Origin of the sequence: Salipaludibacillus sp. CF4.18 (genome assembly GCF_051262595.1) — a bacterium.
GTDB lineage: Bacteria > Bacillota > Bacilli > Bacillales > Salisediminibacteriaceae > Salipaludibacillus > Salipaludibacillus neizhouensis.
In genome coordinates this window covers 34,167-55,863 of the sequence record NZ_JBIMEV010000018.1, presented here as the reverse complement: position 1 = coordinate 55,863, position 21,697 = coordinate 34,167, and the positions used below count along the sequence as shown (strand labels likewise).

At 35.2% G+C, this 21,697-nt stretch carries 19 protein-coding genes; 13 read left to right on the top strand and 6 right to left on the bottom strand.

Going from position 1 to position 21,697, the window contains the following annotated elements:
- Window positions 1-159 precede the first annotated feature (159 nt).
- Window positions 160-1,515, bottom strand: a complete 1,356-nt coding sequence (locus tag ACHABW_RS12795; RefSeq protein WP_435755673.1) for a hypothetical protein — start codon at window positions 1,513-1,515, stop codon at window positions 160-162.
- Between the two features lie 365 nt (window positions 1,516-1,880).
- On the opposite strand from ACHABW_RS12795, the gene ACHABW_RS12790 reads away from it, so the two are divergent.
- From ACHABW_RS12790 to aroD, 4 genes are all read left to right on the top strand, one after another.
- On the top strand, window positions 1,881-2,873 hold the full coding sequence (locus tag ACHABW_RS12790) for a zinc-dependent alcohol dehydrogenase (protein WP_435755672.1): 993 nt from the start codon (window positions 1,881-1,883) through the stop codon (window positions 2,871-2,873).
- 3 nt (window positions 2,874-2,876) lie between these two features.
- A complete protein-coding gene (locus ACHABW_RS12785) occupies window positions 2,877-4,622 on the top strand; it encodes a thiamine pyrophosphate-binding protein (protein WP_435755671.1) in 1,746 nt (581 codons plus the stop codon).
- A 43-nt stretch (window positions 4,623-4,665) separates the two neighbouring features.
- Complete coding sequence (locus ACHABW_RS12780; RefSeq protein ID WP_435755670.1) at window positions 4,666-5,049, top strand: cupin domain-containing protein; 384 nt, start codon at window positions 4,666-4,668, stop codon at window positions 5,047-5,049.
- 320 nt (window positions 5,050-5,369) lie between these two features.
- Window positions 5,370-6,143, top strand: a complete 774-nt coding sequence (gene aroD / locus ACHABW_RS12775) for a type I 3-dehydroquinate dehydratase (RefSeq protein WP_435755669.1) — start codon at window positions 5,370-5,372, stop codon at window positions 6,141-6,143.
- 23 nt (window positions 6,144-6,166) lie between these two features.
- Here aroD and ACHABW_RS12770 read toward each other — a convergent pair whose 3' ends face one another.
- On the bottom strand, window positions 6,167-7,168 hold the full coding sequence (locus ACHABW_RS12770; protein ID WP_435755668.1) for a LacI family DNA-binding transcriptional regulator: 1,002 nt from the start codon (window positions 7,166-7,168) through the stop codon (window positions 6,167-6,169).
- A gap of 255 nt (window positions 7,169-7,423) precedes the next feature.
- Between ACHABW_RS12770 and ACHABW_RS12765 the strand changes: the two genes are divergently transcribed.
- The 6 genes from ACHABW_RS12765 to ACHABW_RS12740 all read left to right on the top strand — a co-directional run bounded on the left by ACHABW_RS12765 (window position 7,424) and on the right by ACHABW_RS12740 (window position 13,624).
- Complete coding sequence (locus tag ACHABW_RS12765) at window positions 7,424-7,984, top strand: shikimate kinase (protein WP_435755667.1); 561 nt, start codon at window positions 7,424-7,426, stop codon at window positions 7,982-7,984.
- A gap of 422 nt (window positions 7,985-8,406) precedes the next feature.
- Window positions 8,407-9,414 (top strand): BMP family ABC transporter substrate-binding protein, encoded by a 1,008-nt coding sequence (locus ACHABW_RS12760; protein ID WP_435755666.1) that lies wholly within the window; start codon window positions 8,407-8,409, stop codon window positions 9,412-9,414.
- 20 nt (window positions 9,415-9,434) lie between these two features.
- Entirely contained in the window at window positions 9,435-11,303 is a 1,869-nt protein-coding gene (locus tag ACHABW_RS12755) for a sensor histidine kinase (protein WP_435755665.1), read from the top strand.
- An 18-nt stretch (window positions 11,304-11,321) separates the two neighbouring features.
- Complete coding sequence (locus ACHABW_RS12750) at window positions 11,322-12,104, top strand: VanZ family protein (RefSeq protein WP_435755664.1); 783 nt, start codon at window positions 11,322-11,324, stop codon at window positions 12,102-12,104.
- A gap of 95 nt (window positions 12,105-12,199) precedes the next feature.
- Entirely contained in the window at window positions 12,200-13,072 is an 873-nt protein-coding gene (locus ACHABW_RS12745) for an SGNH/GDSL hydrolase family protein (RefSeq protein WP_435755663.1), read from the top strand.
- A 252-nt stretch (window positions 13,073-13,324) separates the two neighbouring features.
- Window positions 13,325-13,624 carry a hypothetical protein gene (locus tag ACHABW_RS12740; RefSeq protein ID WP_435755662.1) on the top strand — a complete coding sequence of 100 codons (300 nt, stop codon included), beginning with the start codon at window positions 13,325-13,327 and terminating at the stop codon, window positions 13,622-13,624.
- A 194-nt stretch (window positions 13,625-13,818) separates the two neighbouring features.
- Here ACHABW_RS12740 and ACHABW_RS12735 read toward each other — a convergent pair whose 3' ends face one another.
- Window positions 13,819-14,097, bottom strand: coding sequence for a hypothetical protein (locus ACHABW_RS12735; protein WP_435755661.1), 279 nt, complete (start codon window positions 14,095-14,097; stop codon window positions 13,819-13,821).
- A 646-nt stretch (window positions 14,098-14,743) separates the two neighbouring features.
- Between ACHABW_RS12735 and ACHABW_RS12730 the strand changes: the two genes are divergently transcribed.
- Window positions 14,744-15,436, top strand: coding sequence for a LuxR C-terminal-related transcriptional regulator (locus tag ACHABW_RS12730; protein WP_435755660.1), 693 nt, complete (start codon window positions 14,744-14,746; stop codon window positions 15,434-15,436).
- Window positions 15,437-15,545: 109 nt separating this feature from the next.
- Here the strand turns inward: ACHABW_RS12730 and ACHABW_RS12725 are convergent, their stop codons facing one another.
- Window positions 15,546-16,007: a DinB family protein gene (locus ACHABW_RS12725; RefSeq protein WP_435755659.1), complete on the bottom strand. Its 462-nt coding sequence runs from the start codon at window positions 16,005-16,007 to the stop codon at window positions 15,546-15,548.
- Between the two features lie 210 nt (window positions 16,008-16,217).
- Here ACHABW_RS12725 and ACHABW_RS12720 point away from each other — a divergent pair, with 210 nt between their 5' ends.
- A complete protein-coding gene (locus tag ACHABW_RS12720; protein ID WP_435755658.1) occupies window positions 16,218-16,955 on the top strand; it encodes a sulfite exporter TauE/SafE family protein in 738 nt (245 codons plus the stop codon).
- A gap of 81 nt (window positions 16,956-17,036) precedes the next feature.
- Here ACHABW_RS12720 and ACHABW_RS12715 read toward each other — a convergent pair whose 3' ends face one another.
- The gene (locus ACHABW_RS12715) at window positions 17,037-18,737 is read right to left on the bottom strand and encodes a sensor domain-containing diguanylate cyclase (protein ID WP_435755657.1); all 1,701 of its coding nucleotides are present in this window, start codon (window positions 18,735-18,737) and stop codon (window positions 17,037-17,039) included.
- 735 nt (window positions 18,738-19,472) lie between these two features.
- Entirely contained in the window at window positions 19,473-20,270 is a 798-nt protein-coding gene (locus ACHABW_RS12710) for a carbon-nitrogen family hydrolase (protein WP_435755656.1), read from the bottom strand.
- Between the two features lie 250 nt (window positions 20,271-20,520).
- Between ACHABW_RS12710 and ACHABW_RS12705 the strand changes: the two genes are divergently transcribed.
- On the top strand, window positions 20,521-21,696 hold the full coding sequence (locus ACHABW_RS12705) for a pyridoxal phosphate-dependent aminotransferase (RefSeq protein WP_435755655.1): 1,176 nt from the start codon (window positions 20,521-20,523) through the stop codon (window positions 21,694-21,696).
- Window position 21,697: the final 1 nt, after the last annotated feature.

Here is a 21,697-nt window from a genome sequence, read left to right as displayed (position 1 = left end):
TGTAAACGGTTTATTGGATCTAATACTACATAAAGTTCTCAAAATTATCAACATCTTTTTTGAATATTTTTTAAATAGTGAATATATTTACGCTATTTTAGTTAGAACTAAACATACTTATACTTAATTTATATCCTGTTTTTAGAGATAGATTTCAATTTAATATAAAATTAAATCGATGGCGAATGCAGTGAAAATACCAAGCAGGATGTAATAAATAGAAAATGGCAAGTTATATAATCCTAGTTTGTAAGAATTTATTTTAAGGTGATCAGCAAGTATTGCAACAGAAAGATTGTAAGGACTAAACATCACGGTGGATAAACTTGAAGATATTAATACAATCGTCAATGGAACACTGGAAATCTCAGATAATATAGGGTTCAGCAATTCAGCAATAAGTGTAATGGAAACCAAGGGGTGAAATCCAATGAATGCAGAAAGTAAAAAGAATGCTCCAATAAGCAGAAAAAATAAAAGGGTGTTAGTAGATGTTGAGATGAATATTGCTTGCAGAAATGCTAAGTACCCAGAGATCGATAACATCTGTACAAATAGTCCTGCACTGAGAAACATGAAAAAGTAATTAGAGAGCCCTTTTGTTCTTTGTTTCCAGTGAGGTATAGCTAGAGAGAAATATCTTTTAGGTCTTCGAATAACAAAAGCCCAAAAAATGGAAATGGGGACGATTAAAATAACGATGGACAATAGAAAGCCTTTATCTAAAATTTGCTGTAAGAAGGATACCGAAAAAATGAGAAACAATAATAAAATGATTAATTCAACTATTTTCTTATAAACTCTTTTATTGATAGAGATATGTTCATTTCTTTGAGAAGCAATGAGAGGCTCTTTAAATTTAAAATAAGAAAGAATCCAATCAGACATAATTGCAATGAAAACAATAGTGATCATTATAGGGAAAACCTGTAAATAATTCGTTTGAGTTATATCTAATGAAGTACTCACCATCATTTCCATCGGACTCCAAGTAAGACATAAAGCGTATGCTCTTAATAAATTTTGGGAATAGAATTTATCAGTGACGGTTCTTGGAAGAGGATCGAGTGAATTCTTCAATGACTTTGCCAATAAGGGTATTGTTGCAATGTTTAAAAATAAACCTAATAGGTGACAAACGATAAAACTCCTAGTATATAATTTGTTTAATCGAGCTACCCCTTGTTTTAGAAATAAACTTAAATTCAAATCATATTTACCAACACGGATTAATGAATTAATAAAGGGGAGAAACAAAAATAACGAGAGTACGCCCAACATAGATTCGAATTGAAAAAGCAATTGAAACCACAATAGGTCATTTTGAATAAATAAAACCAGGCCAATGAGAGAGAAAATAAGCCCTGAAATGAGATAGAGGCCTTTAGCATGTACAAATGAAATAGACAAAGCAATTATTGCTATGGAACCGGTGATAGCCAATAAAAGGGGATTATCAAAAAACCTAGTTACGATATACATTGCTACAAGGGAAGAGTAAATAAAAATAATCATAGTTAATAATCCTTTCTTTGCAATATTTCTTGATTTCTTACATATGTAACTACAGAAAAAATAAAAGAATACTTCTTAGAATGTAAGATTCAAATGATAGTAATCTGATAAGTTAAAAAGATATGTGTTGCTTTTTTTAAAACAATACGATAAAATTTTGTTAACGCTTCCAGTATTTTAGATCGATCTAATAGCACAAGAGGATATTTTTTTAAATACTATTAGATCGATCTAATTATTGGTTGATAGTAAAAGAGAAGGGTATTTTTCGGTTCTTTTCAAATGTATCTGCGTAGCATATCAACTGAATGTCTTTACTAAATGAAATTTATTAATAATCTTATAAAAGAATTGTGGTGAATAGTATGTTAGGTCTATATCTAAAAGAACCAAGTGATCTTGGATTAAAAGAGTTTGTATTTGATACACCTATTAAAGATGATGAAGTGAAAATTAGACTTGTTTATGGTGGAATATGCGGTTCCGATATTAGTGTATTTAATGGGAGATTACCCCATGCCGTCTATCCTATCCGTCCAGGTCACGAATTAGTAGGGATAGTTCTGGAAAGTGGGAAAGACACAGATGTAAAGATAGGCAATAGAGTCATTGTTCAGCCAAATTCATACTGCGGTACATGTGAATATTGCGAAAGTGGCAGGACAAATATATGCCCGAACAAAGAATCACTTGGAGTAAATACAAATGGTGGATTTTCTGAGGAGTTTGTAATTTCTGCTAAATACTTATTAGAAGTTCCAGACACTCTTTCAGACGAAAAAGCTGTACTGGTGGAGCCTTTGTCAGTTATTGTTCATGCTTTGAAAAAAGTAGACATAAAAAAAGATACTAATGTAGCTATCATCGGGTGTGGTACAGAAGGAATGTTGTCAATTGCACTAACGGAGTACCTCGGAGCTAATATTACAGCAATTGATATTAATCAAGAAAAGCTAGATAAAGTGAAAAGCAGCTATCATAATATTAAAACATTAAAACCAGATGAGGTAGAACTAGGGTTATATGACGTCGTTGTTGAAGCAGCGGGCGTAAGTGCGGCATTTGAACAAGGAGTAGAATTGGTGAAGCCTGGAGGTGCGATGGTATTAATAGGAATGGCACCTGAGGCAACGATACCTGTAATAAAGGTAGTGAGAAAAGAAATTACTTTATATGGGTCGATTATTTATAATGTCCCGGAAGATTTTTTAAGAAGTATGAATCTTCTTAAAGATAATAAGTTCAATGTGGATCCGGTCATTTCTAAAATATATCATTTTACTGATTTTGAGAAGGCTTATAAAGATGCTATCTCAGGTCAATTTGGAAAAATTGTACTAAATTTCAAGGAGGAATAATACATGAAAAAATTAGTATCAAATTTATTAGTTAATTATCTTGAATACAGGGGTATTGAGCATATTTTTGGATTATGTGGTCACACAAATATTGCTGTTTTAGCTGAAATTGAGAAAAGTTCTATTAGATTTATTAATGTAAGACACGAACAAATTGCTTCTCATGCAGCAGATGGATATGCAAGAGCGAAGAAGCAGACATCTGTTGTTTTAAGTCACGTTGGACCTGGACTCACTAATGCGGCAACTGGAGTTGCAAATGCTGCGTTGGATTCGATTCCAATGGTCGTCATTGCAGGTGACATTCCTAGTCATTTCTATGGCAAGCATCCTCACCAGGAAATTAATTTACATTCAGATGCCTCTCAATACGAAGTTTATAAACCCTTTGTTAAACGTGCATGGAGAGTGGAGAGACCAGACTTGCTTCCTGAAATTATGGAAAAAGCATTTCAACTTGCTGAAAGTGGTAATCCAGGGCCGGTACTAGTCTCTGTGCCTATGGATATCTTTTCGAAAGAAATGGAAGCAGAGTTATTCGAAAAACAAAAACAACACACAAAAAGTATTCAAAAACCATCAATAGACGACCTTACAGCTGAACACATGATTAAAACACTAGTAAATGCTAAAAACCCTATTTTCTTTGTAGGCGGAGGTATTATGTTAGCTGATGCAGCGAAAGAGCTAAGGGAATTAGTAGATCATCTTGGTATTCCTGTAGCCCATTCTTTGATGGGTAAAGGAGCTGTATCAGACGATAATCCTTTAACTTTAGGAATGACTGGTTTCTGGGGAACTAAATTCATTAATGAAAAGTGTAGAACTGCAGACTATATTTTTGCATTAGGAACGCGATTCGCGGAAGCAGACAGTAGTTCATGGGAAAATGAATACACATTTAATATCCCTACCACTAAAGTCATTCAAATTGATATTGATGCAAGTGAAATTGGTCGAAATTATCCAGTTGAAATCGGTGCTGTTGCTGATCTTAAACAAGCACTTACTGTATTAAATCGGGTTGCCAAAAAGATCTTACCAAAAGGATATGATAATCAAGGTTTAAAAGAAAAAATCCTTCAGGATAGAAAAGAATTTAAACAGAGTAATTCTAAATTCATTGAAGATGATTGCTTCCCGATGCAACCACAACGTATTTTACATGAGGTACGGCAGGTGTTGCCTAAAGATGCCATTATTACGACCGATGTAGGATGGAATAAAAACGGTGTAGGACAACAGTTTCCGATCTATGAAGCAGGGACAATATTTACACCTGGCGGCTTTGCAACAATGGGATTTGGTGCCCCTGCTGCGCTAGGCGCGAAAATTGCACAACCAAATAAGGTGGTCGTATCTTTAGTAGGGGATGGAGGATTTGGACAGAATCCCGCTCTTCTTGCAACAGCTGCTGCGGAAAATATCCCAGTAATATGGGTTGTTATGAATAATTCAGCCTACGGTACAATTGCTGGCTTGGAAAAGGCTCATTATGGTACAACATTCGGAACGGTATTCGAAGAATCAGCTGATTTCGCGATGATAGCCAAAGCATATGGGGTCGATGGAGTGAAGATAAAGACAGCTGAGGAATTTAAACCTGCTTTAGAAGAAGCAATTGAATCAAACAAACCTTGTGTAATAGATGTTGCTATGATTAATAGCCCGGTTCCTACTGATGGCCATTGGAACATTATGGATATTTATTCTCCTGGTCGCAAAGTTCATCATGTGGAAGTTAAATAGGAATTCTTGCATAAATTTATAAAAATATGAGGAGGAGTCATTTATGAAAATCAAAGTATTAGATCCTTTCAAAGATTCTCAGCCTAAATGGTTAGGACTGGAGCAACCAGAACTAAATCAAATAAGAAAAGTCTTTCAATTAATATCACCTGATAATGTGGGTTCTAAGCAAATAATGGCAGGGTTAACGATCTTTGAGCCTGGTGAAGCAAGTTCGTTGCATAATCATGCTCATTCAGAGGAATTAGATGTTGTAATTAGAGGTTCAGGTGAAGTAGTAGATGATAAAGGCAATCGCCGCTCATTCAAGGAAACAGATTATATGTTTATTCCGGAAGGGGAGTATCATCAACATATAAATACGGGCGACGAACCATTATGGCTTCTTTGGAGCTATTCACCATTAGGGGAACTACCTAAAGATTAATAACATTTTATAGATATAATAATAGTTACATCTAAGCTTTCATAATTTTCACCCTTGTATGTTATAGAGGTGTAAGTTATGTTACCTTAGAGTGTAGCTATTTTTTTATGAAAATCTTGCAGTGTATTGAAAGACCACTTTTTTAGATATTTTGCTTTTTTTATTAGTTGCCTTTTCATACATAATATTATATACTTTAATACATAAAAGCGTAACAGCGTAGAAGCGTTGGATCGCAAACAGACAACCGTGGAATGACATAGAATGGGAAAATAGCCGTTTTGAGTCTTATATAGAATAGTGAAGGGATGGTTTATTTGATGTATGAAATAGAGAATGTTCTTAATTCGGTGACAGATGTAAATAAAGACAGAGAAGAGCCAAGCATTTGTGTACCTTTAGTTGGAAGAAATGTGGATGAAATTATAAGTGAAGTTGAATTTATTCAACCTAAAAAACCTGATATGATCGAGTGGCGTGCGGACTTCTTTGAAAATTTAAATAACTCTAGTAAAGTGATAGAGGTTTTATCTATTCTTAAAGTAAAGATACCGGGAACACCAATCCTTTTTACCATTCGATCCGAAAAAGAAGGCGGTCAAAAAATAGTCTTATCTGAAAAAGATAAAATAAACCTTTTTGAAAAAGTCTGTACAGAAGGTATAGCTATTCTTGATTATGAAATACTCAATGGAGAAAAAAACATTAAATTAGTTAGAGAAATAACAAAGCGCAATGGCGTTAAGTTAATGTTATCCTATCACAACTTTCAAGAGACACCTGATCACAAGGAACTTGTTGCTAAATGTATGGAGGCCGAATTTCTTGAGGCGGACAAAGTTAAAATATCTGTTATGTCTCACCATAAAAAAGATGTGCTATTATTATTAACCGCAACGAATGATGCTTCAAATACAGTTAAGATTCCTCTTGTAACAATTTCAATGGGGGAACACGGAGCAATTACAAGAATAGTAGGCTGGGCATTCGGTTCAACAATTACCTTTGCTATAGGTGCGAAAAGTTCTGCACCGGGGCAGATGCCAATTGAAAAGTTGAGGTCAGTGATACAAGTTATTAAAGATTCTATATAAATACTTGTTACGGAGCCCTAAAATTAGGTGCTCCGTTTTATTAAATTTGGCTGTAATATATTTCGTTGTAAGCTGGTGTTTGGATTTCCGATTCGTTGAAGTAATATTTCAGCTGCTTGCGAGCCAATAGTTCGCGGGAAGGACTCAATGGTTGTAAGTGGAGGATTGGACAATGTAGCTTCTTTAACGTTATCAAAGCCCACTACAGAGATATCTTTACCGGGTGTTAATCCTTCATCACGTAAGCTTTGCATGACCCCAAATGCAACTAGATCATTAAAACAAAAAATAGCTGTCGGAGGTATTGAATTAAGTAAAGCTTTTTTTAGTGCTGACCTTCCACCTTCTCTTGTCAAAGAGCTCTCGATTACTAAAGATTGATCAAACTCGATACCTGCGTCAGTAAGTGCTGTACAGTACCCTTCTTTTCTCAGTTGCCAGGCAGATGATTCGGATGTACCACCTATAAAAGCGATTCTTCGATGATGATGATTAATTAAGTGCTTTACGGCAAGAGTTGCACCATATTTATAATCAATACCTATATAATCAACATTCAAGGGTGGTATTTCTCTTACGGCATGTACTAACGGAATATCCATATTTCTCATTCGCTCAATTGTTCCGTGAGAGCTATCAGAAACCGGACATAGGATTACTCCACCAACTCTGTGTTCAAGCATTGTTGAAATAAGAGCCACTTGCTTTTTGTCGGAATCAAAAGTTGTTCCTAAAAATACGTTAAATCCAGCTTCGTCCAATGCATTGTGAACACCAACTAGTAATTCAGAGTAATACGGATTGGCAATATCAGTGATGATTAATCCTATAGTAGTCGATGTTTGAGATCTCATATTTGCTGCTACACGATCATATACATAACCTAATTCATTAATAGAATGCAGGACTTTTTCTTTTGTAGAGTCTTTAATTGTTGTTTTTCCGCGCACGATCAGCGATGCAGTAGCTCGAGAAACACCAGCATGCTTTGCAACGTCTAACAATGTTACACGTTTACTTGTCATATTTATCACCAGCTAAATAAATTATTTTGAAGACGATTACATTTGGTTGTAGTTTACTTGCATAGAAAATAAATTTCAGTTATTAAAATGATTATACTATATTATAACGTAATATATAGGAAGGTTCTATTATTTGTTTAGTCAATCAAATAATATTATTACCACTTCTCAAGAAATGATATAATGAAGGATATAGAATACAATATAATTCATACCTACATATAATGTAATAAAAAGCTGAAAAGAGGGAAACACATGATGAACAGAGGTCTATCTTTTCGACAGAAAAACATAATCTTTATCGGTTTTATGGGAGTTGGAAAAACTTCTGTAGGTAAGTTAGTGGCTGAGAAACTATACAGAGGTTTTATTGATGTTGACCAAGAGATAGAAAAAGAATTTGAAATGAGTGTACCGGAAATATTTAAAGAACATGGAGAGAAAGTTTTCCGTGATAAGGAAAAGCAGTTAACGATCGATTACTGCAACCAAAGACTCAAAGTGATTTCTGTTGGTGGAGGTGCTTTTAAACAAAAAGAGATCAGAGACATTTGTTTATCGAGTTCTATTGTCTTTTTTCTTGATATGTCATGGGAGTCTTGGAAAGAAAGAATAAACATACTGATAGACAATCGGCCAATTTTACAAGGGTTGTCTCAAAATGAAATGAAAGATTTATTTTATGAAAGACAGGGTATGTACAATCTTCACCATTCAAGATATAACACTGATCAACAATCTGTGGAGGAAGTAGCTGACTATATTATTGAGTCACTAAAATTAGCTTGGCAGTTACATGAACCAGATTGGGATTAATAAAATAATTACCGAATTATACTATTTTCGTTCCATTGGTCAAATAGTACACCATACAGGGTGCTATTTGACTTTTTACAAGGTAATTTATCTTTTTATTATTAATTGTAAATTTCAACTTTCTTATTTAAGAAAATACCTCCTTTAGGACACTCCTCACACCCCAAAAACAGTCCAAATAGTTTTACTAGGCACTTGATGTAGAAAAAGTAGAATAAAAAATAAAAATATTGTCGAAAAAGAGTATTTTAGTTAATTCGTCAAATTATCCCACAGGGTCTAGCCATCTTACCTTTAACAAGGAAAGAATAAAGGGGAACAATCCTTGTAATTACTAGGAAATTCAATGAATTAGATGAGTGACAGACACGACGATAACGAGTAAACTAAAGGAGTGTAATCTGATAAAGGAGGACTATTGTATGCATCCATCAAAGCAACCTCGAAGAATATTGTCGATTTCTGTCATTGTGACATTTATCCTCGTTGTTATCATGGTCTATCAAGCTAGCAAAATATTCTTGATGGATGGTGCAGAGGCTCAAAGCAAAGCAAATGGGGAACAAACAAAAGTATCGATACTTACCTCTGATAAAATTGTCGATCAAAGCTGGGGAAGCCTGGCATACACTGGGCAAATTAAGATAGAAGAGAATTTCCCTGTTGATACCACACTCTATAGTGAACTGAAGAACCCCAAAGATAAAGAAAATGCAGTGAAACTGGCTTTGGAAGAGGGCTCACAACTTATTATAGGCCATGGACGGGAGTTTTCAGATGTATTTAATAGATTTGCTGAGAATCAACCTGAATCAACATTTGTTACGATACATGGAAATTCAAAACATTCGAACCAAGCCGTATATACATTTGATCAAGGAGAAATAGAGTATTTTGCGGCATTAGCTGCCGGAATGAAAACGAAAACAAATAAAATTGGAGTCATAGATTCGATAGATGAACATCAAAACCCTCAGTTTGAAAAAGGTATTTCCTATTATAAACCAGAGGCTGAACTCTATTACTATGAGGCAGGCAGCAGGGATGATGGAAATGAAGCTGTAGAAGTTATGGATCAATTGTTGGAAAAGGATGTAGACGTTATTTATTCTAAAGGAAATGCATTCAATCAAAATGTTATCGAACACGCTAAAAAACATGGTGTTTTCGTGATCGGATATGTGGAAGACCAATCCTATATGGCTAAAGATCTTGTATTGACTAGTGTGATTAATGACGTGCCCCAAGTATATATGGTAATTATGAGGGATTATTTTTCAGTAGAAGGAATACAGCCGGGGGTTAACATTCTGGATGAGGACGATGAAGTTTATAAATTAGCCCCGTTCGGACCGATGTTCTCTGAGCAGGAGTTAAACTATATTGATAAGCAAAAAAGGAAGTTTTATTCTGGTGAAATTACGTTTTAAAGAAAGTGTGGAATAGGATAATGAAAAGTTTTCTGAAAAAAATGACACTCCGCAGTAAAATTTTGTCTATCCTTCTTATAATCATTATTTTACTAAGTAGCTTTTCATTCATCCTCATTCAATCGATTAACGAAATGAATCAAGTTAGTGGTAACATAAGCCAGGAGACGATTCCGGAACTTGTTTGGATTGCTCACTGGGAAGAACAGCTGAGTGTAAAAGAATACATGGTTAACGATGCGTTAGAAAATGAATTTTGTTGTGAGTTTGTTGACACCTATATGGATTACCACCAACAATCCAGTGAAAGTTTTACAAAAGAGCAGGGATCACCACCAAATGGTATCGAACATTTCCAACGTGACATGGATTTATTAGACTTTATGATTGAGAACAATAGCCAGGGTTTGCTTGAATATAGCGATACGGAAGCAGCTAAAGAATACGTGGAATCAGAATACCTCGTCATGCATCAAAATATGATGATAGAACTCGAAGCCGCAAAGGAGAGAGTTCTTTCAACGATGGATTCTTATACAGACCGATTCAATGGCATCATTAACAAATCACTAAGCCTGTTATTAGCAATTATGATTCCAATGATTATTCTGGCAATTGCAGCTGCTTATCGAATCAGTGGTAATTTAACTCGCCCTCTTGAAAAAATGGTAGTAAGAATGCAGCAGATAGCCAAGGGGGAATATGGCTTAAAACTTGATGTCACGGATCAAGTAGAGTTACAGTCTTTAACAAATTCAATAAATCATATGTCACGAGAGCTTCATGAGTCGTTTGAAACAATTATGAATGATAAAACGTATCACGAACAAATATTAAATTCATTACCGGTTGGGATCGTCACTTCCGATGGTGAAAATAAAAACTTTTCTTTAAATTCAACTGCAAAAGAGTTGTTAGATAAAGATAATGGTGAATTTATTAATATCTTACAGGAACCTAGCAATCGGAACACAGCTTTTTGGGATAAAATGTTGTCGATGAGCATTTTTCAGAATGTAAAAGTACCATTTCACATGAATGGTAGAGAACATTCTTTTCTCATATCCCAAACGCATCTTTGGAATCGAGACAGACATGTTATTGGCAAGATCTTTTACTTTTTAGACATTACGGAAACCGAAAAAATGGAAAAAAAGATGCACCAAACAGAAAAACTAGCTTTAGTTGGGGAATTGTCGGCGGGAGCTGCACATGAAATTCGTAATCCTTTAGCGGTAATCGATGGATTTCTAACTTTGATGATCCAATCTTTACCGAAAGAGGACAAGGAGAGATTTCATCTTCCACTGCTGAAAAAAGAACTTAAACGTATTAATTCGATCATTGAAGAGATGTTAATGTTAACGAAGCCAAGTGCTCCAGAGTTACAGGCAGTTTATTTAGAAGACATTATACAAGACATTCTTCCATTAATTAAAGGCTCCTCTACCAACAATAATATTGATTTCCTTGTGCATCTGGATAAAACGAAGCTGCTGGTAGATGCGAAACAAATCAAACAAGTACTGCATAATTTAATTCGCAACAGTATCGAGGCAATGGATGGAAACGGAACAATTTCGATAAAATCCTCCATCGATAAAAACGACTATGTTGTACTTTTGCAAGATGATGGTCCTGGTATCGCGGAAAAAGTTCAAAGTACCCTCTTTGATCCATTCAAAACCTCTAAAGAGCAGGGGACTGGATTAGGCTTAACGATTGCACAGCGAATCTTGGATAATCATAACGGAAAACTGGAACTTAAATCTACTTCAAATAAAGGAACAAGTTTTTTATTGAAGTTTCCGCTAAACGAGGAGAGAATCAACATGATAAAGAGTAGAAAAGGTAACGATAGTAGAATCGAGCTTTCTCAAGACAGATAAGGGAAGTGACTTGCAGTCATGTTTAATATTTTTGCAGTGTTGGTTATTGTATTAACAATTTTTATTGCATCTTCCATGGGATCGGAACAACAGGATATAGGTCCGATACTTGAAGAAATTAGTGACAGGGACAGTTTAACTAACACACTTTCCTCTTTAAAAAATATTGTCCAAAGCATCATAGAACATAGTGTTACTTTTTTCACAGGAAATCCATTGCTTGGTTTTTTGGTTTTATCAAGTCTGGGCTTATGTGTGTTTCTAGTTTTCTATCGATTAGCACCAAAAAAGGAACAAGGAAGTAAAAAAACTATCAAATCATTTCTTCTAACAATGCTCTCATTTTTCTTCCTGTTAATTTTCTTTATAGCAGTGAGGAGTGAAACTAGCAGCGAATTAATTAGAGCATTTGTTTCTTTTGACACGCTAAGAACGATACTTTTATATATTGAATTTAGTTACGCAGGCATAACTATAAGTGTACATACCCTAGGTGTAGAAAATTTTTTACAGTTTGTCATTAGGAAATTTGCCCACTTCTTTCTATTTAGTTTATTAGGTTTTTTCTTTTATTTAATTATTTACAAGTATAGTAGACAGAAAATTTTATCCATTGTTTTAACGGTATTATTTGTGACAGGATACGCAGCTCTGGATGAATTCCGTCAGTCTTTACTCCCAACGAGAACCCCTTTGAAAGAGGACGTAATGCTGGATACTGCCGGAGGGATTTTTGGTGTTAGTATGGCGATATTAAAAAGTACAATATCAGAGTGGTTTTCAAAGAGAAGGAAATTGTGAGACTATTAAATAGTAAATTCTCTGTATACGTAGTATGAAGATATTAGTATAATAGTTGTAGATTAATACAAGATTTGTCGAAGGAGTGTAAGCTTTTGAAAAAAATAATTTTTATTTCTGTTATTGTTTTATCTCTTAGTGCAATTATTTTTGGAAGGTTATATTATAGCAATAAATTAGAAGACATATCTGCTTCCGCACATGAGCAACTAGGAGCTACCAAAAGTGAATTATCAGAATCGAACGTTTCTGCGGGGAGTGATGAAGACGGAACAGAAGAGTCCAATATTGATAATGAACATATGGCGGACTTGGAAAAACTTACAGAAGGACTTTTACCTTCCGTTAAATCAAAAATTTTTGAAAAAGGATTAGAGAATGAAGAAATAGAGCTTGTGATTTTTGGTTCTAAAGCTAATGAAGATTCATTAAATCTAGATGTAGTTCCTTGGCCGGAGTTATTGGAATCTCATTTAAACTCGGGTTATAGTCAAGACTTGTTTGCTGTGAATAACCAGGCTTTTGGTGAGTTGACTAGTAACGAAATTATAGAGGCTGGATACCATACTGATGTTGCAGAGTTAGATGCGGATATAGTTATCCTTGAATCTTTTAATTGGAGTGACAATAACGCAAGTCCAATTGTTCCAGTTGAGGATACGGTTTCCAATTTACAAACGATGGTAAATGTTTTAAAAGAAGAAAATTCTGAGGTAATAGTATTTGTTCAACCACCGCAGCCTGCACATGGCGCAATCTATTACCCCGTACATGTGGAGACTATTTCAGAGTACGCTGAGGAGAATGAAATTCAATATATAGATCATTGGGAAGCATGGCCTAGTAAAGATGATGACGACTTACTTGGTTTTATGGAAGAGGGGGAAAGCATGCCTAATCAACAAGGGCATGATCTATGGATGAAGTATATTGCAAGTTATTTTATCAATGAAGTACAAGAAAATTAATTATTTATATCTTATCTATTCCACACACCTTTTCGTGGGTATATATTGTATGTAAAAATAAGCGCAGGCGCTGGAAGAAATAATTTTCTTTCCGCTCCTGCGCTTACATGTCTCTCTAATATAAGATAAGATCTATCTTTAAAAGCTAAACGATAATAGTAAAGATGGTTTTGTAAAAGTATATGGAGGAATGTTATAATAATCTTCTAATTTCTATAGTTTAGCCTTTCCATACAAAGGAGTTTTTGAAGAATGATTGAAACATTGCAGGATATTTTCACTGTCTGTGTTCAGCATAATCCAAATGGGACATATACCTTAGCAGGCTTAGTAAATACTAATGATATACAAGATGACTTAACTATATGCGTTTATGTACGAGGTTCAAGTGGAGGGCTGGAGCTGGTAGCTGAAATCGATACGGATGAGTTTCGATACTTTGAAGTTAGAGAGTTGAATATTACGATGGGGAAGTATGAACGAACGCGCTTCTATTTAAGTATTGCTAATAGCAATATTTTAAGAGAAGTGGTATTGGATGAGAATACTTAAGGTTAAAAAGAATCACTTGAGTAAGGATTAAATATGCTTTAATGACGATAAATAAGTGTAGTGGAAGTTCATGAACTCCTCCACTTATTTTTTGCTAACCACCCATTTGCACTATTCCAAAAACGCTAACAATTGTAATATAGATAACGCCTGAAATAACCAGGAATATTTAAATAGACACTTTTTAAGTTAAATTAAGACGATGTAAATTCCTTGGTTTCAAAGGAGCCATTCTCATTAGATTTACTAAATTTAATACGATGTGCAGAAAAACCTTTAAAACATGTAGGGCACTGGTATGGAAAAGTATTCTTCTTATTCAAAGCTGCTGTCCTAATGTCTGGCGAATGATCTCCGTATGTATCACAAACTAACTGATTCCAAAGGTTAATTTCATTTGCTTCGTTACATATTGGGCATTCGGCTAGTGTGGCTTCCAAAATTTTCTTTTTTCTTGTTGATGTCCAAAACATATAATATTCTCCATTCCTATAAGTAGATTCATAAAAGCAACCGGAATAGCTGTTTGGTTTCACTTTTGTGATTCATTTATTTTTCAGAAATTTATAGCTTTCTTAATATATCTTATTATCTCAGTTAGGTTAGAAAAAATGAATCGATTATACTAAGTTTTGGAATAAAGACCTATATAATATTTTATATAATAGGCCTATAGTGCTTAAAATCAGGTTTTTTATCAAATAATAACTATAAAACTAGTAGGACTGAAATTTAAATTTTTAAGCAACCTAATATAGTAAAGAAGAGTGAGGTTTAATTCGTGCGTCTTTTGACTTATTTAAAATGTTTGAAAAACTCACTCTAGTGAAGTATTAGTTTGGATTAGTTCTCATTGTACCGTAAAATATGCTGAAAATCGACAAAAAGTGGATTTTTATATTCGAGAAACTTGTCGAATATTAAAAAAATACCCTTTAAAATGTTAAAAACCCAGGTATTATAGAGTGGCTATTATACAGGAATAATAGTTCTATATTCAAAATAGTTTTATACTAAAACTTTATATGTATTCGATCTACTAATTCATATATACTATATTTAATCTAATTATATGTAAATTATTTATATATAATTCGATAAATACGGAGGTGTGATGGGTTGAATAATGTAAAAACAGTAAAAAAACATTTAAAAGTCATACTTTTTGATAGTCAAAAGATACTTACCGAAGAAAAAATCTTTCAGCATAATAAGGATTTAATAGATGTAACAATCATGTATACAACAAATAAATTGGATTGTGAAGAACCGTATGACTACCTTTTATATTTAGTGGAAGACTGTACATACTTTCATGACGAAAATTTAGCTTACTTCAAAGAAGAGCTTCAAGGTAAGAAAAAAATAATTATTGTTACTAAAACGAAAGTAAGAGAAGAATTTGTATCATTGTTGGCGTTACCGGTATATGGGATGATTTCCTATGAGTTTTTACTTCAAAACGAGAACAATGTGATTGAACTCCTAAGAAATGAACGTTTATTAGTAGACCCGGCCATTCAAAAAAAGCTAGCATTTGAGATTGACAGAAAAAAACAATCAAAAACTCCTTTGAAAAGCTTTGTTCTAAATAGAGAAAAAGTTGCGCACATTTTAAAAGTTAATGAGCAAAATGTTCTGCAATTATTATTAGACGGTAAAAGTACAAAACAAATTGCAACAGAACTTCATTTCTCACCTTCTACTATAAGTACAATTATCTGTAAATTATTAAAGAATTTAGGCGTAAATGACAGAACGGAAGCAGTTGTCTATGCTATTCGTAATGAATGGGCAGTTGGGGAAAGATAAGAATCCGCGAGACTCCTATGGAAGAATGATAAGGGCGCTGAAAAATAAAAACGACTTTTCAGTGCCCTTGGCATTTAATAAATGAAGCGATTTTGTTCATTGCATTTTACTATCCTTTGAAAACAAACATCGGTAAATCAGTGTGTCCCATTTCTCTCACGTAGATAAATAAATTTCCTTTGTGATTAATTTCATGGTCGATAGCTGCATGGATAACTGCCTTAGCAGGTAATTTCATTCCCATAGTATCCGAAAGATCAATGATTTCAGAAAAGCCTTCATCAGATATTGAATCTAAAAGTGTCAAAGTCTCCTCGGTATAGGTTTTAGCGAGCTCAGATAAATTTAGATCGGTTGCAGTCGCATCATGAAGCTGTTTTGGTTGTTGCTTTGCTGCAGCTGATGTAATGGAATAGAAAGATGTTAGCATATGAAGAACCAATTTTTGAGCAGACATAGACGTTTCAGTTGGTCGGTAATTATAGTGTTCTTTGTCTATTTTATTAATTAATTCGTTCGTGATCGTACGGTGTGATAAAAAGTACCCTCTTAATTCTTTAGCTATAGTCATAGTATTATTCCTCCTCTTTGCTTCCATGATAACTCAATTTTTCGTTGTCGTCATTTATGTGACTTGCAAATAATATAAAGATAAATCAAAAAAGGGACTGTTCATTTCGTATGCCGAAGTTTTTCGTGTATGATGTAATTTGGTTCGAATAATAAAGACGGCTATGCCATTTTTATTAATACATATCGGTTTTTGAGAGGATTGCATTCCATGCTTACAGAACTTTTTCTAATTTTTATCATTTTATTTATCGGCAGCTTCATTCAGGGAGTAAGCGGATTTGGTTTCGGGATTATCGCTATGAGTTTTCTTCCCTTTATTTTTACGATTAAGGAGAGCACATTGTTGGTAGTATCTTTAGCACTGATTACCGCTCTAAGCATCGTGGCGCAAATGTATAAACATATACAATGGAAAAAAATAAAAATTTTGTTAGTAGCGGCTTTAACAGGCAGATTATGTGGTTTTTTTGTTCTTGATAGATTTGGAGAAATGGACTTCTTGAAAAATCTACTGGGAATCTTTCTTATCGGAGTAGTTATCTATTTGTTTACTAGTAAAGCTCCAAAAGATACAAAAGTGATCAATGAGACTTGGTTACCAGTGGTCCTTGGTTTTTTTGGAGGATTAGTAGGCGGTGTCTTTGCTGTAGGAGGACCTTTTTTTGTTTTCTTTATGATGCTAATTTTTAGTAAGGATAAATATGCATACAGTGCTAATTTACAAGCAACTTTCGTTTTGACAAGTCTTTTCACTATCGGTTCTCACGCATTAAACGGAGACTTTACCGGGAGTTTCCTTGTGTACTTTTTTGTAGGGGTTGTTACCGTTATTATAGGTTCGCGCATTGGAATTTATTGTTTCACGTTTGTTTCACAAGAGGATGTTAAGAAAATAGCTGCTGTATTTGTTGCTGTAGCAGCCGTAAACCTTATTTTGTTCGGTTAGATACATAAACATAAAATAGAAGAGAGGAACACAATGGATGAGTGATAACTAAACTGCTTGATGATGTTCCCACTCTTTCTATTAGAATGATGCACTGGCATATACTGCGACTTTATTTCGCCCTTGTTCCTTCGCACCGGTATACATAGCCCGGTCTGCGTTGCGAAGCACTGACAAAGGGGACTGGCTTGGTTCTTCCTTGGTGGCGACCCCAATACTTGCAGTGATGCAGATATCAGCATCTTTTCCATCGGATAAATCTTCTGTTACATAAAAAATATGATTTTCCAGTTTTTCTCTTATCGTATTTGCAAGACCTGTGGAATTTAGAGAGTTCTGTCCATCTAACAAAATAACAAATTCTTCGCCACCATACCTCGCCAGGACACCCTTGTTTCCTACTAAATCCCGTAAAATGGAAGCGACTTCTTTCAATACTTTATTTCCACTATAATGCCCGTATGCATCATTGATTCGTTTAAAATGATCTAAGTCAATTAAAATCATCGAATACATTAAAGAGTCTTGATTGTATTGTTCCTTTAAAAGTGTATCAAAATAGCGGAAATTATAAATCTTAGTTAAAGAACACATAATGCTTTCCTGTTTCGTTTGTTCTAACTGACGAATATTTTGTAATGCAACGACAGTATAATTCCCCATTATCTCCAATAAGCGTAAGTCTACTTTTCCAAACACTCTTGGTTTAGAAGAGGTTAAGGTGATGATTCCAGCCACTTGCTTGCGATATACGGGTACAGATAATATAGATTGGGTATCTGTTAATTCTTTCAAAGGGTCTAAATGTTTCCAAGCGTTTTTTGAGTGAAACAAAAGCGACTTTTTTGTATTAAAAACTTCGAGAGTGACTCCATCTTGAAAAGTAATCGATGTCATCTCTTCGGGCAATTCAGACGGAACATTGATTCTGTGAAGTTTTCCATTTTTTTGTCTTTCATATAGAAGTATATTTTCCGAAGAGAAAATAGAACGGCAGCTTTGGGAGAATAATAGCAAAATATCATTAATTGTAGATGTATCATTAATGTTGTGACCAAACTGACTGACTTTTTCAAGTAGCCGAGCATCACGTCTACTTCGATTGTATAGCTGTAAAATAATAAAGAAAGCAATAATTGGAATACCGACTAGTATAATGGCTAGGTACCCTGACCAATGGTAAGAAACGGTTAGCGTTATTCCGACAGGAACGACGAGAACAGTGGTTAAAGCTTGCAATAATAATGCTCGGTTAAAAAATTTAGGTATTTTTACAGTTGATAATGTATTTTTTAGAATGTAAATAAGGTAGTTATTTAATAAAAAGTAGCTACTAACATACACAATGATGGGAAGAATCATACTGTAAATGGAATTGGTTTCGTTTATCGGAACTGTACCACCGGTGAGGTAAAATAATGATCCTGCCCCAAAAGAAGTCCCAATGAATATGAGGGAATTGAGAGGAAAGCGGTAAGCATCCTCTTTCGGAACACGGACTCTTAATAACATACTGAAAATAGCTATTTGAATGACCAGTGCTTCGATGACCATGCCAAAGAATAAAAATAATGTTAAGGATACACCTTGAATAGGCATGAAAGGTGTATTGAAAAATTTAATAGGAAATAAGGAAGCTATGAGCATTAGAATAAGGAACACGAGAATGTCTGGCCAATTGTTCACTAATACCTCACTCTTTGAAGAAAAGGAATATATAAGAAAAGGTGTAAAAATTGTAAACCAAATTACCCAAACAAGTCTTTGATTTTTTATTGGCATGGACGTTCCTCCCTAGCGTAAATAATTCTTAAATAACTGTATAATGGAATATTCTGACTATTATAAATGGTGACTTATTTATTATACATCGTTAGACCTAGAATGTCAGTGAATTTTCTGGCTATTTTTCAAAAAAATGTATTTTATTTACCGTACGTTATAAGGGGAAAGACATATTGCTAGTCGCGCACAGCAAAAAGAGGGAATCAATTGCTAAATAAGCTAGTTGATTCCCTCTTTTTCGCAAGGTAGGAATTTATAAAATTGGCAGCTACCTTCACGCCGCAAGTATCAAGGGAAGCCCACCCTTCATTCGAGTAGCACCCACAAAAGTAGTACGTCGAAAACGAGAGTATAGGTGAGATTAAGAGGGTTTGGAAGTTGATAAAAAAGGTAGGTGCTCCTGCGGTTACTCGTCGCAGAAAACATTGCTACCGGAGTAGCACCTACAAAAGTAGCGCATCGAAAACGAGAGCATAGGCGAGAATAAGAGAGTTTGAAAGTCGAAAAAAGAGGTAGGTGCTACCGGAGTAGCACCTACAAAAGTAGCACATCGAAAACGAGAGTATAGGCAAGAATAAGAGAGTTTGAAAGTCGATAAAAAAGGTAGGTGCTACTGGAGTAGCACCTACAAAAGTAGCACGTCGAAAACGAGAGCATAGGCGAGATAATCCGACAGACTCCTGCGGAAGCTAATGCTGTATTTAATAAAAGACGCTACGCGTTTTTCTTATATTAAACACGATACATGGCTGGTCGTCGATCTTCAAAAACGGGAATTTCTTCACGTACTATATCTACCGCCTTCATGTCGATTTCTTTATATAAAATGGTCTCTTCTTCTTGTGCTTCAGAAATGACTTCTCCCCAAGGACCGATGACCATGGAATGCCCGCCGAATTCATTATTGGGGTCTGACCCCACCCGGTTGCAGGCAATCACATAGCATTGATTTTCAATGGCTCTGCTGATTAGCAAGGCGCGCCAATGGTCGATCCGTTTCTTAGGCCATTCCGCAACGACATAAAGCACTTTTGGCTGCTGACCAGTACCGACCATATGTGTGCGAATCCAGTCAGGAAATCGGATGTCATAGCAAATAACTCCGGCACATGGTTCTCCTTCTAATTCGAACAGTCCATCCTCTTCACCTTGGACCAAGTATTTTTCTTCATTCATTAAACGAAACAAATGTGCTTTACTATATTCTTTCACAAGCTTACCATCTCGATTGAACATAAGCATCGTATTCGTTGTGCCTTTTTCTGTTTGTTTAGCAACAGAACCAGCGACGATATTCGTACGGTGTTTCTTCGCCAGTGTGGAAAGGAAATGAATCGCTTCTTTCGCACCGGGGTCAGCAATTTCAGCTAACCGGCTTAAGTCATATCCTGTTGTCCAAAGCTCTGGTAATACGATCACATCGACTTTCTCTTTCACTGCTTCTGTGACTCTTTTTTCTACCGTCCGGTAATTTATTTTTGGTTCGCCGAAAGCAATATTCATTTGGATCAAAGCTAGTTTTAATCCCATCTTATCTACTCCTCTTCTCAACAATTCTTGTATAACATCTTCTTCCCTCATACTACGCTTTTTAGACATGTAAATCGACACGAGCAGCTTATACACCGGAAAAATTAGTTTAGACCTCGTTAGATGATCTTTTATGATATTCTATGTTTAGGTAATAGACGGTTGTTCCTTAAACTCTTTTAAAAGCAACACTATTTCAAAAACACCTTTAGGCAAATACGTAATAATGAATGGAGGCACTCCAATACATATGACACGAAACTTTGAAACCTCGGAAGCATTGAATAGATTACCTGAACAGTTTTTTGCGAAGTTAGTGAAAAAGGTTCAGAGTCTTGCGAATGAAGGGCACGACATTATTAATCTAGGACAGGGTAATCCTGATCAACCAACACCGCAACATATTGTCGATAGGCTTAAACAAGCAGCTGATAATCCAAATTACCATAAGTATTCCCCGTTTCGAGGACAACCCTTTTTAAAAGAGGCTGTATGTGACTTTTATAAACGAGAATATAATGTAGACCTAGATCCTGAAACAGAAGTTGCTATTTTATTTGGGGCAAAAACAGGTTTAGTAGAGATTAGCCAATGTTTATTAAATAATGGGGATGTCGCGTTACTTCCTGATCCGGGATATCCGGATTACCTTTCCGGAATGGCTCTGTCTCATGCAAAAATTGAGACGATGCCCTTAACTCAGGAACACGATTTTTTACCTGATTACGGAGATATAGATGCAGCAACGCTTGATAAAGCTAAGCTGATGTTTCTAAATTATCCAAATAATCCGACTGCTGGAGTTGCTACTCCTTCATTTTTTGATGAGACGGTTGAAATTGCGAAGAAACATCATATTTGTGTGGTCCACGATTTCGCTTATGGCGCACTTGGATTCGATGGCGAAAAACCGCCAAGTTTTCTTGCGTCGGAAGGGGCCAAAGATATCGGTGTTGAAATGTATACGCTGTCGAAAACGTTTAACATGGCTGGCTGGAGAATTGCTTTTGCAGTAGGCAATCCATCGGTAATTGAAAGTTTGAATCTCATTCAAGATCACATGTACGTCAGCATATTCGGTGCCATACAAGAGGCAGCGGCTCATGCTTTGCAGGAACCCGAAGAAGCTATAGAGACAATTAGGGAAACATACGAAAAGAGACGGGATGCGTTTATGACGGCAATTCATGCTATTGGCTGGAAAGCAGAAGCGCCAAAAGGTAGTTTTTTTGCTTGGCTCCCGATTCCAAATGGATTCAAATCAGAAGAGTTTGCTGACCTTCTCCTGGAAAAAGCTCATGTCGTAGTGGCACCCGGTAATGGATTTGGTGAGTATGGAGAAGGATATATCCGAGTGGGTCTTTTGACGGAAGAAAGCCGACTATTAGAAGCAGTGAAGCGAATTGAAAAACTAGCATTGTTTTAGT

What these genes read in the sequence shown, in the direction of transcription:
- ACHABW_RS12795 (WP_435755673.1), bottom strand. Translation starts at nt 1,515, where the DNA reads ATGATTATTTTTATTTACTCTTCCCTTGTAGCAATGTATATCGTAACT.
- ACHABW_RS12735 (WP_435755661.1), bottom strand. Translation starts at nt 14,097, where the DNA reads ATGTTTTGGACATCAACAAGAAAAAAGAAAATTTTGGAAGCCACACTA.
- ACHABW_RS12770 (WP_435755668.1), bottom strand. Translation starts at nt 7,168, where the DNA reads ATGACAAGTAAACGTGTAACATTGTTAGACGTTGCAAAGCATGCTGGT.
- ACHABW_RS12720 (WP_435755658.1), top strand. Translation starts at nt 16,218, where the DNA reads ATGCTTACAGAACTTTTTCTAATTTTTATCATTTTATTTATCGGCAGC.
- ACHABW_RS12780 (WP_435755670.1), top strand. Translation starts at nt 4,666, where the DNA reads ATGAAAATCAAAGTATTAGATCCTTTCAAAGATTCTCAGCCTAAATGG.
- ACHABW_RS12715 (WP_435755657.1), bottom strand. Translation starts at nt 18,737, where the DNA reads ATGCCAATAAAAAATCAAAGACTTGTTTGGGTAATTTGGTTTACAATT.
- ACHABW_RS12740 (WP_435755662.1), top strand. Translation starts at nt 13,325, where the DNA reads ATGATTGAAACATTGCAGGATATTTTCACTGTCTGTGTTCAGCATAAT.
- ACHABW_RS12765 (WP_435755667.1), top strand. Translation starts at nt 7,424, where the DNA reads ATGATGAACAGAGGTCTATCTTTTCGACAGAAAAACATAATCTTTATC.
- ACHABW_RS12760 (WP_435755666.1), top strand. Translation starts at nt 8,407, where the DNA reads ATGCATCCATCAAAGCAACCTCGAAGAATATTGTCGATTTCTGTCATT.
- aroD (WP_435755669.1), top strand. Translation starts at nt 5,370, where the DNA reads ATGTATGAAATAGAGAATGTTCTTAATTCGGTGACAGATGTAAATAAA.
- ACHABW_RS12710 (WP_435755656.1), bottom strand. Translation starts at nt 20,270, where the DNA reads ATGGGATTAAAACTAGCTTTGATCCAAATGAATATTGCTTTCGGCGAA.
- ACHABW_RS12755 (WP_435755665.1), top strand. Translation starts at nt 9,435, where the DNA reads ATGAAAAGTTTTCTGAAAAAAATGACACTCCGCAGTAAAATTTTGTCT.
- ACHABW_RS12705 (WP_435755655.1), top strand. Translation starts at nt 20,521, where the DNA reads ATGACACGAAACTTTGAAACCTCGGAAGCATTGAATAGATTACCTGAA.
- ACHABW_RS12750 (WP_435755664.1), top strand. Translation starts at nt 11,322, where the DNA reads ATGTTTAATATTTTTGCAGTGTTGGTTATTGTATTAACAATTTTTATT.
- ACHABW_RS12725 (WP_435755659.1), bottom strand. Translation starts at nt 16,007, where the DNA reads ATGACTATAGCTAAAGAATTAAGAGGGTACTTTTTATCACACCGTACG.
- ACHABW_RS12790 (WP_435755672.1), top strand. Translation starts at nt 1,881, where the DNA reads ATGTTAGGTCTATATCTAAAAGAACCAAGTGATCTTGGATTAAAAGAG.
- ACHABW_RS12785 (WP_435755671.1), top strand. Translation starts at nt 2,877, where the DNA reads ATGAAAAAATTAGTATCAAATTTATTAGTTAATTATCTTGAATACAGG.